The 1260-nt window shown below is 44.9% G+C and carries 1 protein-coding gene; it reads left to right on the forward strand.

From position 1 onward, the window contains the following. Positions 1 to 604 precede the first annotated feature (604 nt). On the forward strand, positions 605 to 1260 hold a 656-nt coding region (locus KDK16_RS10725), incomplete at its 3' end, for a hypothetical protein (RefSeq protein WP_257276088.1).

Consider the following 1260-nt stretch of genomic DNA (forward strand, 5'->3'; position numbering starts at 1 on the left):
GGACTTAAATCCTGATAAGGACCAAACAAACGGTACAAATTATACAAGCTGAACATTGAATCAGTGAATGCTACTGGGCAGCCCTGCAATGAGTGGTAAGAAGCTTTTACTTTTCAAAAAAACAAAAATTAACTTGCAAACGGTTTGACTAGGTATAGAATGAGAATCATTCTCATTATTAATAAAGGAGATGCCTATCGAAACCAGACTTTTTGACCTGATTAACTGGTAAACAGCTACCAGTAACTCGCATATCCTCATCGTTTTGGCGGCTCGTCCCAAGCCGCCTTTTTTTATTCCATTCCCATAGTTCCATTCAATATCCAGGCTTTGCAACCTGACAGTCAGAGATGGTTAATACTGACAGCCAGTATGGCGTCACAACAAAAAACTATGAAGAGCAGGCACCGGTGGCGATGGGCTTTTCCTATAACCAAGAGGAGCCTGGTTAAATCGGCGCTTTTTGTGAAAAAAATGACGGCTCCACTTCTCCTGTTTTTGAATTCGTCGTTTGGCTAATTTGGCATTCAGGTATAGATGGACTAGTCTCACTGATCAGCGATGGATACTCAAGAGTGTGTCAATAGCTGTGAGGATTGTAGTCATGAATCTGTTGAAAGTCTCCTGTGCAAGCTTGACCCTTACCTTGTCTGTTCCTGCCGTTATCGCCTCAACGGCTGCGGTCTCTTCGACAAAGGGTTCTTCAACTTCGGCGCCTTCGGCTTCGACGGTTAATTCAAAATCCAGATACGAATTTTCTTGTGGGGCTTCATCAGGTATTTGCGGCAAGCAATACTGCGAACGTGATTTGGGGTTTCCTGAGGTCAAGCCGTTGTATGGGGAGTCCAGCGTTGATAGCGATAGCCAATACTATAATTTGGCCAGCTTACTCAGAGGTCCGAATGCTTCTAACCTCAAAGACTTTTGCGTCGATCAGTCAGTGCTGAACGACCCCAAGGCAGGCTACGACGTTAATGAGCTGGAAGGGGCGGCCTTCTGGGCAGTGCTCAAACTCGAGCTACTGGCAACAGGACAAGTTTTCTACGTGCCGCTCAAAACAAACCGGTGGTGGCTCCAGACCGGAAAGAGTAAAAGTGAGGAAGATGAAGTAGTGACGTATCGAATGAAGATATTAAATGTTAGTCCCAATCACTTCGATCCGTATTTCACTACTCAGTATGGGCTTGCTGTCCGGAGCTGGTTGTTGTTCAGCTTGTATAATTTGTACCGTTTGTTTGGTCCTTATCAGGATTTAAGTCC

This window comes from Endozoicomonas sp. SESOKO4, assembly GCF_024606275.1.